This is a genomic window from Streptomyces sp. PsTaAH-137, assembly GCF_003259365.1.
Classification (GTDB): Bacteria; Actinomycetota; Actinomycetes; order Streptomycetales; family Streptomycetaceae; genus Streptomyces.
Genome location: NZ_QLLY01000001.1, coordinates 247,143 through 260,790 on the forward strand (window position 1 = coordinate 247,143; position 13,648 = coordinate 260,790).

A 13,648-nucleotide genomic window follows, 5' to 3' on the forward strand; every position below is an offset into this window, starting at 1 on the left:
GTCACGCGGCGGGCGGCCCCGGCAGCGGTTCGCACGTGAACCAGTCGAAGTGGACGGTGCCCTCGGCCGCGTACAGGCCGATGACCCGGCCGGTGAAGCCGCCGGCCACCTCGGTCGACAGGTAGCGGCCGTCGAGCGCGGCCAGCGCGGTGAAGGCGCCGTCCGGTCCCGTGACGCCGAAGGTGAGCGTGTCGGGGCCCGAGCGCGCGTCCAGGACCGGCTGTCCGGTCACGTCGACGCCGAGCACCAACGGCCCGTCCGGAACGGGGTGTTCGGCGATCACGGTGGACACGGGTCCGATCCGGGCGCGTACGCGTGCCAGGCCGCCGCCCGCCTCGATCTCGTAGCGGTGGTCCTCGTCGAGCCGGACCGCGAGCCCGCCCCTGCCCTCGCCCGGGTCGATCCGCGTGCGGGTCCGGCAGGTGAGCAGGTCCTGCCGGCGGCCGACGAACGTCACGTCGGGGGCGTCGAGCCCGGCCCCGCGGGCGCGCAGGGTCAGCCGCCCCGGCCGGTCCTTCGTCGTGCAGTGCGAGGCGGGCCGGGACCGTGGCGAGAGCCAGCCGGGCGCGAGTTCGGGCGCGTCGAAGTCGTCGCGGTAGGCGGCCGCGGCGGGCCCGGAGACGAGCGCGCCGACCACCGGCCAGCCGTCCTCCCAGCGCACCGGCGCCAGGAACGTCTCCCGCCCCAGCACGTGCCAGCCGGGGGAGCCGCCGCCGGGCCGCACCCCGAGGAACACCATCCACCAGGTGCCGTCCGGGGCCTGGACGAGATCGGCGTGGCCGGTGTTCTGCACCGGGTCGTCCGTGGACCGGTGGGACAGCACCGGATTCGCCGGGCACGGCTCGAACGGCCCGGACGGCGAGGGACCGCGCGCAACGGAGACGCCGTGCCCGCGCTCGGTGCCGCCCTCGGCGATCAGCAGGTACCAGGTGCCGTCGATCCGGTACAGGTGCGGCGCCTCCGGGGCCTTGGCGCCGGGCGTGCCCGACCACAGGCGGCGCGGGGGGCCGAGCGTCCGCCCGGTGTACGGGTCGATCGGCACCTGCGAGATCCCGGCGGTGGTGCACCAGCAGGTGCCGTCCTCGTCCCAGGCGAGGTCCGGGTCGATGCCGTGCACCCCGGGCAGGGGGACCGGGTCCGACCACGGTCCCGCCGGATCGGTGGCGGTGACGAGGAGGTTCCCGCCGCCCTCCGCGCAGTTGGTGACGATCAGCCAGAAGCGGCCGTCGTGGTGGCGCAGCGTCGGCGCGTAGATCCCGCCGGACGCGGGGGTGCCCGTGGGCAGCGTCAGCTGGTCCGGCCGGTCGAGGACGTTGCCGATCTGCGTCCAGTGCCGCAGGTCCCGGCTGTGGAAGAGCGGGACGCCGGGCACATACTCGAAGCTGGAGCACGCGAGGTAGTAGTCGTCGCCGACCCGGCAGATGCTCGGGTCGGGGTGGAAACCGGGTATGACCGGGGTGCGGTCCGCCATGAAAGCCCTCTCCGTCGAAGCGCTTCAACGCACACTACAGCCCTAGCCGGAGGGGTAGTTGGGTTCACCGTCGAAGCGCTTCCGGTCCGCGCCTGCGCCCGTGCCCGCGTCGCGCTACAGCGGCAGCGCGCACACCGCGATCGGCGCCTTGAACGCCGTACCGGTGGAAGTGAGCCCGCCGGAGGCGTGGTCGACGCGGAAGACGGTCACGGAGCCCGACTTCTGGTTCGCCGCGAACAGCAGCGCCTCGTCGGGCGAGAACGCGATCTGCCGCGGGAAGTCACCGCCCACCGGCACCGTGTCGAGCAGCCGCAGCCGCGCCCCGTCGTCCTCGACCGCGTACCGGGTCAGGGTGTTGTCGCCCCGGTTGGCGAGATACGCGTAACCGCCCTCCCGCGTCACGAGGAACTGCGCCGGATAGCTCGTGCCCGCTCCCGTGCCGGTCGACTGCGGCTCGCCCGGCGTGAGCGTGCCGGTGTCCGGGTCGTACGCGCAGACGACGGCCGTGTTGTCGACCTCGTTGGCGAGGTAGGCGTACCGGCCACCGGGATGGAAGGCGAGGTGGCGGGGGCCCGCGCCGGGGCGCAGGGCCGCGGACGAGACCTGGGTGAGCGTTCCCGCGCCGGTGTCCAGCCGATAGGTGTACACGGTGTCGTTGCCGAGGTCGACCGCCAGGACATGACCGCCGTCCGGGCTGGTGACGATCTGGTGCGCGTGCGGACCGTCCTGTCCCGGACCGGGCGCCGGCGTGCTGTGCGTGACCAGCGCCGTGCGGTCACCGAGGGCGCCGGAGGCGTCGATCGGGTGCACGGCGACGCTGCCGGAGGTGTAGTTGGCGCTCAGCAGCCAGCGCCCGGACGGATGCACCGACAGATGGCAGGGGCCCGCCCCGCCGGTCGGGCGGGTGCCGAGGACCGTGCGGTCGGCCACGCGCACGGCCGTCACGCCGCCGTCCTGCCGCTCGTCGACCGCGTACAGCGTCCCGCCGTCCGGAGCCACCGCCAGATACGAGGGGTCCGCCACTCCCTCGACGGTCCCCGACCCGGTGATCGCGCCGCTCTCCGGGTCGTACGTGGCGAGCCCGATGCCGGTGCCGCCGCCCTGCTGCGAGGTGTACGTGCCCAGGTACAGCGGCCGGTCGGCGAGCGGCCGTGGCCCACGGCGGGCCTCGACCGGCCGGGGCCGCGGCCGGGCGGTGGCCGTCTGCGCCGACGACGGGAGCAGCACCGTCGCGCCGACGGCCGCCGCCGCGCCCAGGAATCCCCGGCGTCCCGTTCCGCTGTCGCGCGTACCTGACATCCGGGGAACCTCCTGTGTGTCCTGCGTTCGCTGTGTCCTCTGTGGCTACTTCATCGTGTACGAGATCACGGCCGTCGTCACCAGGCACGGTGAAGGCGGCACGATCTCCACACGCAAGGTTCCCCGCGTGGTGTCGTAGTCGATCCCCTCCGCCTCGAACGAGCCCGAGCAGACACTGCGCTGCGGGATCCTGAACGCGGTCGAGACCTGGCCGGTGACCGGTTTCCCGTCGAGCGGGCGGGCGAGGTCGACCTGGAGGACCTCCTTGGCCGCGTCGTCCGACGCGCACAGCAGCCGGGTGCCGGTCACGAAGTCGCAGCCCTGGATGTTCTCCACCGGCCGGTCGAGGCTGATCTGACCGGCCTGCGGGAGATTCGCGCCGGACGCGGGGGCCGCGGGGTTCAGGACGGGCGCGGGGAAGACCTGGAGCCGGTTCATCGTGCCCCACTCGCCGGACACCAGCCACTGCGCGTCGGGCGACACGGACGCGAACGAGTTGTTCAGCAACTCGCCCTGATCCAGAGCGTGTTCATAGGTCGTGCGGCTTCCGTCGGGGGCCGTCACCGCGTACATCTTCTTCGTCGCGGTGTCACCGCCCTGGTACGCGTCGAAGGTGTAGCCGCGCGCGATGTCCGGGTCGCCGACGTGCGACCAGCCCGCGACGCGCAGCGAGAGGGGCACGGAGGCGAGCCCCCGGTGCAGGAGCGAGCCGTCGGCGCGGCTCGCCAGGCCCTGACTGCCGGTCAGCGAGTTCACGTACGAGGTGCCGGTCTCGGTCCAGGTGGGCTCGGCGGCGCCCGCCGCGCCGGCCGCCGAGAAGGTGAGTGCGGCCGTCGCGCAGACCACGGCCGCGCGGAGGAGTCGTCGGTGCTGTAAAGGTCTGGGCATGCCCGTAGCCTGCACTATTCGCATCCGCGACCGCAGGCGATCGGACGAGTAGGGTGCGCCGCGTGCCGCGAACCGTGATCGCGGCGCACGCGAAGACGGAGGCGGCACAAAGGTGGTTGTGGCATGACTTCAACGAGACTGACGATCCTCGGCGGCGGCGGTTTCCGCGTCCCGCTGGTGTACTCCGCGCTGCTCGGCGACCACGCCGAGGGACGCGTCACCCACGTCACCCTCCACGACGTCGACCGGGCCCGGCTCGACGCCGTCGTCCGCGTCCTCGCCGACCAGGCCGCGGGCATCGCCGACGCGCCCGTGGTCACCGCCACCACCGACCTCGACGAAGCACTCACCGGCGCCGACTTCGTCTTCTCCGCGATCCGCGTCGGAGGCCTAGACGGGCGCGCCGCCGACGAGCGGGTCGCCCTCGCCGAGGGCGTGCTCGGCCAGGAGACGGTCGGCGCGGGCGGCATCGCCTACGGCCTGCGCACGGTGCCGGTCGCCGTCGACATCGCCCGGCGCGTGAAGCGTCTCGCCCCCGACGCCTGGGTCATCAACTTCACCAACCCGGCGGGGCTGGTCACCGAGGCCATGTCCCGCCACCTCGGCGACCGTGTCATCGGCATCTGCGACTCGCCCGTCGGCCTCGGCCGGCGCGTCGCCCGGCTGCTCGGCGCCGACCCGGACCGCGCCTGGATCGACTACGTCGGCCTCAACCACCTCGGCTGGGTGCGCGGCCTGAAGGTCGACGGCCGCGACGAACTGCCCCGGCTGCTCGCCGACCCGGCGCTGCTCGGCTCCTTCGAGGAGGGCCGGCTCTTCGGCGCGGACTGGCTCCGCTCGCTCGGCGCGATCCCCAACGAATACCTGCACTACTACTACTTCAACCGCGAGACCGTCCGCGCCTACCAGCAGGCCGAGCAGACGCGCGGCGCGTTCCTGCGCGACCAGCAGGCCCGGTTCTACGCGGATCTCGCCGACCCCGCCGCCCCGGCCCTCGCCACCTGGGACGCCACGCGGGCCGAGCGCGAGGCCACGTACATGGCGGAGAACCGCGAGGCGGCGGGCGCGGGCGAACGCGACGAGGACGATCTCGAGTCCGGCGGCTACGAGAAGGTCGCCCTCGCCCTCATGCGCGCCATCGCCCGCGACGAACGCACCACCCTCATCCTCAACGTCCGCAACCGCCACACCCTCGGCGTCCTCGACGCCGACGCCGTCATCGAGGTGCCGTGCCTGGTCGACGCGGGCGGCGCGCACCCGGTCGCAGTGGACCCGCTGCCGCTGCACGCCACCGGCCTGGTCACCGCGGTCAAGGCCGTCGAGCGCGAGGTGCTCGACGCCGCCGGCTCCGGCTCGCGCGCCACGGCCGTCAAGGCCTTCGCGCTGCACCCGCTCGTCGACTCCGTCACCGTCGCGCGGCGGCTCGTCGACGGCTACACCGAGGCCCACCCCGGCCTCGCCTACCTCACCCGGTGACAACCCCCGCGATCAGTGCGGAAGTTCACGGGGATCCCGGTGTGGAGGACCACTTGAGGACGTGTAAAGGCCTGTAAAGGCGGTAGTGAGAAGGGGCGGCTCAAAGAGCCGCCCCTTTTCCGTGCCTGACGCAGCGTCATCACTCAGCGTGGCGGAATGAACTCGTCCGCAGGTGTGACGCGTCCTACAGAGAGAATCCGAGAAATTCGCTAGGACTGTGACGCCGGAGAGTCACCATGCGCTTGACTTGGTGCACCCCCCAACTAGGAGAGCCCATGCGACCTTTCGCCCTGAACTATGCCCGCCCTGTGAGAGAGCCTGAGGTCAGCGCGTCGTACACGTACGACTCCGCACTGCAATTGAACCTGCTGCCCGATGGCGCGGTGGCTGCGCGCGACTACGCAGTGTTGCGGGCGTGTGCGGCGACTACCTCCACTGCCGGATCCAAAACTCATTTCGACGACTGAACGGCCGGGCGGAAATGACCGTACTGATCCTGACCTGTGAACAGGATGTGACCGCCGACCTCGCCGTCGTCGAATTGAACGCCAATGGAATCCCCGTACTTCGCCTGGATCCGGCGGAACTGCCCGGTGGTGTCGATGTGTCCGGGGAATATGTGCACGGCGCGTTCGAGGGTCATCTGTCCGTCGGTGGCCGGGTGGTCAGCATGCAGGGTCTGCGCTCCATCTGGGTGCGCAGACCCGGCACGCCCGCGACCCGGTCCGCCGAGGCGTCCAGCTGGCTGTCCGAGGAGTCCGCGCAGGCGCTGTACGGGATGCTGCGCTGCACGGGCGCACGCTGGATGAACCACCCCGACGCGGCCCGGCAGGCCCGCCTCAAGCCCTGGCAGCTGTGGCTCGCGCGGGAGTGCGGCCTGCCGGTGCCGCCCACCCTGATCACCACCTTTCCGCGCGTGGCACGGGAGTTCGCCGTGCGCTACCCCGACCTCGTCGTGAAGCCGGTCTCCGGATCGCACCCCGGGGACGACGGGCTCGCCGTACCGACCACCCGGGTCCGCCCCGACGAGGACTTCCGCGCCGTGGAGCACGGCCCCACCCTGCTCCAGCGCCGGATCCGCAAGGCCGCCGACATCCGGCTCACCGTCGTGGGGGAGCGGATGTTCGCCGCGCGGGCCGCGACCGGGCCCGACACCGACGACGCCGTCGTGGACGTCCGCTTCAGTCCCTCGGACGTCACCTGGAGTCCGGTACCGGTTCCGCCCAGCGTGGCGGAAGCGGTCTCCGGCTATCTCTTACGGGCCCAACTCGCCTACGGAGCTTTTGATTTCGCGGAGGACGCCGACGGCATCTGGTGGTTCCTGGAGTGCAACCAGTCGGGACAGTTCGGCTTCATCGAGATCGAGACCGGACAGCGCATCGGCAGCGCGGTGGCCCAGTGGCTCGCGGGAGAGCCGCTCGGCGCGGCGAGCGGTGCGACGGACCCGACACGTCCTTGATCTTTACGCGGGCGCTGCCGACGGGGTACGAGAAGTGGTGGTGCCCGGCCGGCCCGGGCACCCGGAACGTGCCACACGCCCGTGAGGGCCCACAGCCGCACCGCCCGACCGTCCGAGCCAGGGGAGCCAGCACCGTATGACACCGGTCGTCACCACCGCACAGGGAACGCTGCGAGGCCACACCGACGCCCAGGGCATCGCCTCCTTCCTCGGAATCCCCTATGCCGCACCGCCGTTCGGCCCGCGCCGCTTCCGGGCCCCCGCCCCCGCCGAGCCGTGGACCGGCGAGCGGGACGCGACCGGCTACGGCCCGACCGCGCCCAAGGCCCCGTACACCCCGCCCTTCGACGCCCTCATCCCCGAGACCTCAGTGCCGGGCGAGGACTGTCTGAACCTCAACGTCTGGACGCCCGAGCCGGGCCCCGGCGCCCGGCTGCCCGTGCTGGTGTGGCTGCACGGCGGCTCGTTCTCCAACGGGTCCGCCAACTCCAGCGGCTATCGCGGCGAGACCTTCGCGCGGGACGGCGTCGTCTTCGTCGGCGTCAACTACCGGCTCGGCACCGACGGCTTCCTCCATCTGCCCGGCGCCCCCGACAACCGCGGTCTGCTCGACCAGATCGCCGCCCTGGAGTGGGTCCGCGACAACATCGCCGCGTTCGGCGGCGACCCCGACCGCGTCACCGTCTTCGGCGAGTCCGCCGGCGGCATGGCCATCGGACAGCTCCTCGCCCACCCGGGCGCCCGCGGGCTGCTCCGCCGGGCCGTGCTGCAGAGCGGCGCCTGCCACCACTTCGTCCGCCCGGAGACGGCCCGCAGTATCGGCGCACGGCTGGCGGAGAAGCTCGGCGTCCCGCACACCGCGGAGGCGTTCGCGGCGGTCCCGATGCCCGAACTGCTCACCGCACAGGCCGCGTTGCCGATGGACCTCGTCACCCGGCCGGACCCGGCGGTGTGGGGCGAGGCGACGCTGAACGCCATGGTCTTCGAACCGGTCGCCGACGGACTCGCGCTGCCCGGGCCCGACCTCGGCGTGGACCTCCTCGTCGGCTCCAACCGCGAGGAGAACCGGCTGTTCATGGTGCCGACCGGACGCTTCCACAGCATCACCGAGGAGCGGGCCCGGCGCGGCGCGACGGCGTACGGCGCGGACTACGACGCCTACCGGGCCGGGCGCCCCGGCGCCGAACCCGGCGAACTCCTCGAAGCGATCGGAACCGACTGGTTCTACCGCATCCCGGCCGTCCGCCTCGCCGAGTCCGTCCCCGGCAGCCACCTCTACGAGTTCGCCTGGCGCTCCCCGCAGTTCGACGGCGAGCTGGGCGCCTGCCACGCCCTGGAACTCGGCTTCGTCTTCGATCTGCTCGACGACCCGGACTATCTGCCGATGGCGGGGGAGAAGGCGCCGGGGGAGCTGGCCCGGACGATGCACGCGGTGTGGGTGGCGTTCGCCGCGACCGGCGATCCCGGCTGGGCCGCGTACGACCCGGCGGGCGAGCGGACGACCATGGTGTTCGACGCGGACGGCTGCCGTACCGAGTCCGACCCGCGGGCGGCGGAGCGCAAACTCTGGCAGGACGTGCGCTGATGCGCGGGTGAGGTCGCGCACCGGCCGCCCACATTTTGCGCGACCGTCACTTCAGCCCCCTTTTCTTCGGCCCCTGTCATCTTGAACACTCCGGGTGCCCCTCTTCGTGGACCGACCACCACCGAAGCAACAGGAGACCCCCACACCCATGACGGAACTCAATCGCCGCCGCTTCCTCCAGATCGCCGGAGGGACCGCCGCCTTCACGGCCCTCTCCGGCTCCATCGACCGGGCCGCCGCCATCCCGGCCGCCCGGCGCAGCGGAACGGTCCAGGACATCGAGCACATCGTCGTCCTCATGCAGGAGAACCGCTCCTTCGACCACTACTTCGGCTCGATGAAGGGGGTGCGCGGGTTCGGCGACCCGCGCCCGGTCACGCTGCCCAGCGGCAAGCCCGTGTGGAACCAGGTGAGCGCGGGCAAGGAGATCCCGCCCTACCACCCGGACGCCGACGATCTCGGCATGCAGTTCATCGCGGGCCTCGACCACGACTGGGCGGGCGGCCACAGCGCCTTCAACAACGGCAAGTACGACAACTGGGTGCCCGCCAAGGGCACCGGCACCATGGCGTACCTGACCCGGGACGACATCCCGTTCCACTACGCCCTCGCCGACAAGTTCACCGTCTGCGACGACTACCACTGCTCGTTCATCGGGGCCACCGACCCCAACCGCTACTACATGCTGAGCGGCTGCGTCGGCAACGACGGCACGGGCGGCGGCCCGGTCCTGGGCAACGAGGAGGCGGGGTACGGCTGGACGACGTACGCCGAGCGCCTGGAGAAGGAGGGCGTCTCCTGGAAGGTCTACCAGGACATCGGCGACGGCCTCGACGCGGCGGGCGGCTGGGGCTGGATCGACGACGCCTACCGCGGCAACTACGGCGACAACTCCCTGCTGTACTTCAACAACTACCGCAACGCCAAGCCCGGTGACGCCCTCTACGAGAAGGCGCGCACGGGTACCGACGCCAAGGCGGGCGACGGCTACTTCGACGTCCTCAAGGCCGATGTGAAGGCCGGCAAGCTGCCGAAGATCTCCTGGATCGCGGCCCCCGAGGCGTTCTCCGAGCATCCCAACTGGCCCGCCAACTACGGCGCCTGGTACATCTCGCAGGTGCTCGACGCGCTCACCTCGAACCCGGAGGTGTGGAGCAAGACGGCCCTTTTCATCACGTACGACGAGAACGACGGCTACTTCGACCACGTCGTGCCGCCGTACCCGCCGGCCTCCGCGAACCAGGGCCTGTCCACCGTCGACACCAAGCTCGACTACTACCCGGGCGGCAGCCGTGCCGCGGGCCCGTACGGTCTGGGCATGCGCGTCCCGATGATCGTCGTGTCGCCGTGGTCCACGGGCGGCTACGTCTGCTCGGAGACCTTCGACCACACGTCGATCCTCCAGTTCATGGAGAAGCGGTTCGGCGTCAAGGAGACCAACATCTCGCCGTGGCGGCGCGCCATCTGCGGCGACCTCACCTCGGCGTTCGACTTCTCCCTGAAGGTCACCGACCCGGCCGACCTGCCCGACACCGCGGCCTACGAGCCGCCGGACCGCGACCGGCACTCCAGCTATGTGCCCAAGCCGCCCGCGCAGGGCGCGCTGCCCAAGCAGGAGAAGGGCTCCCGGCCCAGCCGCCCGACCGCGTACGCGCCCTACGTCGACGGCGCCGTGGACCTCGCGACCGGCAAGTACAAGCTGACGCTCAGCGGCGGCGACCAGAAGGGCGCCTTCTTCCAGGTCCGCTCGCAGAGCCGCGGCGACGGTCCCTGGACCTACACCGCCGCCCCCGGCAAGCCGGTCTCCGACAGCTGGAACTCGGTCTACTCGGCGGGCAAGTACGACCTCACGGCGCATGGCCCGCACGGCTTCCTGCGCGCGTTCAAGGGCAACAACAAGGTGGCGGAGCCGGAGGTGACCGCCCGGCACGACGGCGGCACCGGCAATCTGAAGCTCACCCTGAAGAACCCGGGCACCGCCGACGCGCGGCTCACCGTCACCAACGCGTACGGCGGCTGGCGCCAGACGTACACGGTCCGCGCGGGCGCCACCGTCACGCAGACCGTCGACCTGCGCGCCAGTAAGCGCTGGTACGACCTGACGGTCGTCGTCGAGGGGAACGCCGGGTATCTGCGCCGCCTCTCCGGGCACGTCGAGAACGGCACGGCGGGCGTGAGCGACCCGGGCATCGCGACCGTCTAGCTCCCCGCGCCGAGGCACACGTCACACCCGTCCATCTGGTCACATTCCCAGGTCGGCGCGGTAGTGTGCCCCGGTGACCTCGCCTTCCAACACCCCTGCCGGCTGGTATCCCGACCCTCATGGGGTGCCCCGGACGCTGCGGTGGTGGGACGGTTCCCAGTGGACCGACCACACGCACGCGGCGCCGGCCGAGCAGCCCGCGGCCGCCGCTCAGGTGCCGCCGCAGCAGCCCCCGTTCCAGCCGCAGGCCCAGCCCGCGATGGCCCAGCCCGTGGCCCAGCAGCCCTTCGGAGGGCAGGCCGGCCAGGCGCCGCAGCACCCCGACGCCGCGCGCGTCCAGCGCCAGGTGCAGCAGCAGGCCGGAGTCGCGCCGGCCGGGCAGGGCGGCGGATCGCTGTTCACCGAGCCGGTCCTGGTGGTGAACCAGAAGGCCAAGCTGATCGAGCTGACCAACGAGTACAGCGTCATGGACCAGCACGGCAACCTGCTCGGTTCGGTCACCGAGATCGGCCAGAGCGGGCTGAAGAAGGCCCTGCGGTTCGTCTCGTCCGTCGACCAGTTCATGACGCACAAGCTGGAGATCCGCGACGCGTACGGGCAGCCGCAGCTGGTGCTCACCCGTCCCGCGAAGTTCATCAAGTCCCGGGTCCTCGTGGAGCGTCCGGACGGTTCGCCGGTCGGTGAGATCGTCCAGCAGAACGCCATCGGGAAGATCAACTTCGCGATGGTCGTGAACGGCCAGCAGGTCGGCGCGATCAAGGCGGAGAACTGGCGGGCCTGGAACTTCGCGATCGTCGACCACGCCGGGCAGGAGGTCGCCCGCATCACCAAGACGTGGGAGGGCCTGGCCAAGACGATGTTCACGACCGCGGACAACTACGTCCTGCAGATCCACTTCCAGCTCCCCGACCCGCTGCTCAGCCTCGTCGTGGCGACCGCCCTCACGGTGGACACCGCGCTGAAGCAGGACTCGCGCGGCCTCGGATGACCGGGGAGGGGCGGACCGCCCCTCCCCCCTGGGATCACCGCACGGGGATCACCGTGCGGCGCTCTCCCGCTCGGGCAGCGGCGCGGGCTGCGACGACGCGACGCGGGTGAGCGCGGCCCGCCGGGCGGGCGGCACGAGCAGCGCGGCCAGGGCCGCCGCCAGGCACAGGAAGGCCAGCAGCGAGAAGCCGTGCGTGTAGCCGGACTCGTGCGGAAGCCCCGAGGGCTGAAGGTTCCCGGTGACCAGGCTGGTCATCAGGGCCGCGCCGATGGACCCGCCGATGGTGCGGATGTTGGCGTTCATGCCCGTGGCGGCGCCGGTGGTGGCGGCCGGCACGTTCTGCACGATCAGGTTCGCCATGGAGGCGAAGGCCAGGCCGATGCCGAGGCCGAACACCCCGGCCGCGACGCCGATCTGCCACTGCCGGTCGTGCCACAGGGCGAGGATCGCGCAGGCCACGGCGCCGAGCGCGGCGCCGGTCGTGAGCAGGGACTTGGCGCCCACGACGGGTTCGAGCCGACCGCTGACGACACCCGCGACGAACATCGCCACGAGCATCGGCAGCATCAGCAGCCCGGCACCGGTCACGCTCGCCCCGAAGCCGTATCCGGCCGCGGACGGGGTCTGGGCGAAGCCCGGCAGGAACGACCACACGGCGTACATGCCCGCGCCGAACAGCAGGGCGGCGGTGTTCGTCGTCCACACCGCGCGCAGCCGCATCACCCGCAGATCGATGAGCGGGCTCGCGGACCGCGCCTCGCCGATCAGCCAGGCGGCGAACAGCACGACGGCGGCGATCAGCAGGCCTATGACCTTCGCCGAGCCCCAGCCCCAGGACGTGGCCTGGCTGAGGGGCAGCAGCAGGGCGACGAGCCAGGCGGAGAGCATGACGGCGCCGGTCCAGTTGACGCGTCCCGAACTCCGCTCGGGCGATTCGGGTACGCAGCGCAGGGCGATCAGCGCGGTGGCGGCCACGACCGCCGCGGGCAGCCAGAACAGCCACCGGTAGTCGAGCGCGCCGACGATCGGTCCGGCCGCGACGATGCCGACGCCGCCGCCCGCCGCGATCACCGCGGACAGATTGCTGATGCTGGGGCTGACCCGCTCGGCCGCGAACTCGTCGCGGATGATGCCGAACGACAGCGGGAAGAGGGCGCCGCCGATGCCCTGCACGACACGGGCGACGATGAGGACGCCGATGCTGGGCGCCAGGGCCGCGAGCAGACAGCCCGCGGTGAGGGCGACGAGCGCGGCGACCATGGTCCGCTTCTTGCCGACGAGGTCGCCGACCCGGCCCAGGATCGGGGTGAAGACGGACGCCGACAGCAGATAGGCCGTCATCACCCAGGTCGAGGTGGCCTGAGAGGTGCCCAGGGCGTGCTGGATCGTGGGCAGCGCGGGTGCGACCAGCGACTGCATCATCGAGAACACGCCGGCGCCGGTGGCGAGGACCGCGAAGGTGAGGCGGTTGGTGCGAACGTTCGGGACGTTCCGGTTCAAGATGGCTTCTCTCTGAAGGGCAGGGGGGTGTGGCCCGCGGCCGTGCGCGGGCTGAAAAGATCAAAGGGGTACGCGAGGGCAGGGGGCGCCCCTGCTAAAGTGGAGGCACCCCTCGACTTAAAGAATAGTAGCGGAGGGGTACCTCCGGTTCAACCTCGATGGGGGCAGCATGACCACGGACAGGGAGCGCGTCGGCGGCGTGGTCGCCGCACAGCGCCCGCGGCGGGCCGACGCCCGGCGCAACTTCGACGCGCTGCTCGCCGCCGCCCGCGAGGCGTTCGCGGAGAAGGGCGGCGAAGCGTCGCTGGAGGACATCGCGCGCAAGGCGGGGGTCGGCATCGGCACCCTGTACCGCAACTTCCCCACGCGTCAGGTGCTGTTCGAGACGGTCTACGCGGACGAGGTCGACGCGCTGTGCCGGCTCGCGGACGAGGTCGCCGACGTGCCCGATCCGTGGCAGGGCCTGGCGACGTGGCTGCGCCGCTTCGTGGAGTACACCGTCACCAAGCGCGCCATCCGCGAGGCGATGAGCGGCGAGTCCGACATCTTCGTCTCCTGCCGCCGCGCCATGCTCGACGCGGGGGAGCCGCTGCTGCTGCGGGCGCAGGAGTCGGGCGAGGTGCGCGCCGAGGTGACCTTCGACGATCTGCTGCGGATGGTGTCCGGGGTGACCGGGACGGCCTACGTCGACGACGCCCAGCGCGACCGGGTCCTCGGCTTCGCTCTGGACGGCATCCGCAGCGCCCCGCAAGCGGTGCGGGGAGCTGCGACGAACTGAC

At 71.9% G+C, this 13,648-nt stretch carries 11 protein-coding genes; 7 read left to right on the forward strand and 4 right to left on the reverse strand.

The window, feature by feature from the left end; genetic code table 11:
* Position 1: 1 nt before the first annotated feature.
* The 3 genes from K377_RS00955 to K377_RS00965 all read right to left on the reverse strand — a co-directional run bounded on the left by K377_RS00955 (position 2) and on the right by K377_RS00965 (position 3,658).
* Positions 2 to 1,471 carry a glycoside hydrolase family 43 protein gene (locus tag K377_RS00955; protein WP_111661119.1) on the reverse strand — a complete coding sequence of 490 codons (1,470 nt, stop codon included), beginning with the start codon at positions 1,469 to 1,471 and terminating at the stop codon, positions 2 to 4.
* A gap of 114 nt (positions 1,472 to 1,585) precedes the next feature.
* Positions 1,586 to 2,770 (reverse strand): lactonase family protein, encoded by a 1,185-nt coding sequence (locus K377_RS00960; RefSeq protein WP_111661120.1) that lies wholly within the window; start codon positions 2,768 to 2,770, stop codon positions 1,586 to 1,588.
* A 45-nt stretch (positions 2,771 to 2,815) separates the two neighbouring features.
* Positions 2,816 to 3,658 (reverse strand): hypothetical protein, encoded by an 843-nt coding sequence (locus K377_RS00965; protein ID WP_111661121.1) that lies wholly within the window; start codon positions 3,656 to 3,658, stop codon positions 2,816 to 2,818.
* A gap of 123 nt (positions 3,659 to 3,781) precedes the next feature.
* Here K377_RS00965 and K377_RS00970 point away from each other — a divergent pair, with 123 nt between their 5' ends.
* The 6 genes from K377_RS00970 (at position 3,782) to K377_RS00995 (ending at position 11,369) form a co-directional block, all read left to right on the forward strand.
* Entirely contained in the window at positions 3,782 to 5,134 is a 1,353-nt protein-coding gene (locus K377_RS00970; protein ID WP_111661122.1) for a 6-phospho-beta-glucosidase, read from the forward strand.
* 275 nt (positions 5,135 to 5,409) lie between these two features.
* Positions 5,410 to 5,601, forward strand: coding sequence for a putative ATP-grasp-modified RiPP (gene tgmA / locus K377_RS00975; protein WP_111661123.1), 192 nt, complete (start codon positions 5,410 to 5,412; stop codon positions 5,599 to 5,601).
* A 14-nt stretch (positions 5,602 to 5,615) separates the two neighbouring features.
* Complete coding sequence (gene tgmB, locus K377_RS00980) at positions 5,616 to 6,593, forward strand: ATP-grasp ribosomal peptide maturase (protein WP_111661124.1); 978 nt, start codon at positions 5,616 to 5,618, stop codon at positions 6,591 to 6,593.
* A 136-nt stretch (positions 6,594 to 6,729) separates the two neighbouring features.
* A complete protein-coding gene (locus tag K377_RS00985) occupies positions 6,730 to 8,178 on the forward strand; it encodes a carboxylesterase/lipase family protein (RefSeq protein ID WP_111661125.1) in 1,449 nt (482 codons plus the stop codon).
* A 148-nt stretch (positions 8,179 to 8,326) separates the two neighbouring features.
* Positions 8,327 to 10,381 carry a phosphocholine-specific phospholipase C gene (locus K377_RS00990; RefSeq protein WP_111661126.1) on the forward strand — a complete coding sequence of 685 codons (2,055 nt, stop codon included), beginning with the start codon at positions 8,327 to 8,329 and terminating at the stop codon, positions 10,379 to 10,381.
* A 73-nt stretch (positions 10,382 to 10,454) separates the two neighbouring features.
* Complete coding sequence (locus K377_RS00995; protein WP_111661127.1) at positions 10,455 to 11,369, forward strand: phospholipid scramblase-related protein; 915 nt, start codon at positions 10,455 to 10,457, stop codon at positions 11,367 to 11,369.
* A 48-nt stretch (positions 11,370 to 11,417) separates the two neighbouring features.
* Here K377_RS00995 and K377_RS01000 read toward each other — a convergent pair whose 3' ends face one another.
* On the reverse strand, positions 11,418 to 12,869 hold the full coding sequence (locus K377_RS01000) for an MFS transporter (protein ID WP_111661128.1): 1,452 nt from the start codon (positions 12,867 to 12,869) through the stop codon (positions 11,418 to 11,420).
* Between the two features lie 169 nt (positions 12,870 to 13,038).
* Here K377_RS01000 and K377_RS01005 point away from each other — a divergent pair, with 169 nt between their 5' ends.
* Positions 13,039 to 13,647, forward strand: coding sequence for a TetR/AcrR family transcriptional regulator (locus tag K377_RS01005; protein ID WP_111661129.1), 609 nt, complete (start codon positions 13,039 to 13,041; stop codon positions 13,645 to 13,647).
* Position 13,648 lies beyond the last annotated feature (1 nt).